The sequence below is a fragment of the Paraburkholderia piptadeniae genome, assembly GCF_900007165.1.
In the GTDB taxonomy this organism is placed as follows: Bacteria; Pseudomonadota; Gammaproteobacteria; order Burkholderiales; family Burkholderiaceae; genus Paraburkholderia; species Paraburkholderia piptadeniae.
Window position 1 is genome coordinate 1 of record NZ_CYGY02000220.1, and the last position, 1,477, is coordinate 1,477.

Annotated in this window: 2 pseudogenes; both read right to left on the reverse strand. The window is 61.5% G+C overall.

Features of this window, described 5'->3' with window-relative positions:
- Positions 1 to 17 precede the first annotated feature (17 nt).
- Positions 18 to 626, reverse strand: a pseudogene (locus tag BN2476_RS44815) (ATP-binding protein); the annotation flags it as partial.
- A pseudogene (locus tag BN2476_RS44820) lies at positions 623 to 1,405 on the reverse strand (Mu transposase domain-containing protein); the annotation flags it as partial. The pseudogenes BN2476_RS44820 and BN2476_RS44815, both read right to left, overlap by 4 nt.
- Positions 1,406 to 1,477: the final 72 nt, after the last annotated feature.

The following is a 1,477-nucleotide window of genomic DNA, read 5'->3' on the forward strand; positions in this document are numbered from 1 at the left end:
CAATTCCAAATAACTTATATCAGAAGGCTACGGCGCTCATACCTTTCGGCAATCAGCTCGAACAGCACGCTGGTTTCGGCCTGATCCTTCCGGGCATATGACAGATCGTCCAGGATGATCAGGTCGAAGCGGTCGAGCTTGGCAAGAGCTGAAGGCAACTGCAGGCTCTGACGCGCAGCCTGCAGCTTCTGCACGAGCTCGCTGGTACGCGTGAACAGCACCCGGTAGCCGGCGTCGATCAACGCGTGTCCGATGGCCGAACCCAGATGACTTTTGCCGGCTCCGGGCGGGCCGAACAGGAGCGCCGTGGCGCCTTTCTCAAGCCACGAATCGCCGGTCGCGAGCGCCATGACGTGGGCCTTCGAAACCATCGGCACCATGCTGAAGTCGAAGGTCGCAAGCGTCTTGGTCGGGTCCAGATGCGACTCAGCACGATGACGTTCGATGCGCCGCTTGGCCCGCTCGGCCAGTTCGTGTTCGAGCAATGCGCCGATCAGCCGCGTGGCCTGCCAGCCTTCCTTGTCGGAGCGCTCCGCAAACTCCGGCCACAGGCGGGCGATGGTCGGCAGGCGCAGTTCATTGAGCATCAAGGCAAGACGGCCGGCATCGTAAGCGGGCGTGCTCATGCGACCTCCTTGCCGAGCAGGTCGTCATAGCTGCTTGCGGGTGGCATCTCAACATTGACGACTGGGCAATCGGCGTGACGCGGCGCGAACTCCTCGCGCAGAGCCTTCAGATCAGGCAGCTTGCCGTCAACCAGCAGCGCGTTGAGGCGCGCGGCCAGCACGGCCTCGACGCCATCGAGCGCGGCGAGCTCAAGCAATCCAACGATGACTTTGCATGCCTCGCGCTGCGTCAGCCTCGCCTCCAGCTGTTCCCACGTCCGGCGATACGCCTCACGCGGAAACAGCTGATCGCGAAACGCAAGCCCCTTGAAGGCCTGTGGCTTGCGTTTGAGACTCTCAATGAAGTGTCGGTAATTCAGTGCGTGGCGGTTGTCGCCGCCACGCGAGCCTCGCGAGGTGGTATGCACCAGCGCACCCGACAGATAGCAGTCGAGCCGGTCACCGTACACGCGCACCTTCAGGCGATGACCGATCAGGCGCGATGGCGCGCTGTACAGAATGCCGCGTACCGTGAAGGTGCTGCAGCGTGTGACGCGTGCTTCTTCCTCGACGAAGTCTGTGGTGCGCCTTAACGGCAGATCCATGAGCTGTTCGCGCTCAAGGCGGAACGCCGCTGCGTTACGCCGGTTGCGACGCATGACGACCTCGCGCAGAAACTCATCATAGGCCGCACGATCGACGAAGTCCCGGTGACCGCGCAACATCAACGCCTGGTCGACGGCTTCCTTCAGATAGCGATGCGATGACTCAACGCTACCGTTCTCGTTGTTATGGCCTCGAGGCCATAATCACGGTATGGTGCGGTAAAAAATATGTCACAGTGGTTCTCAAGAACCCCGCATCGTCTATCG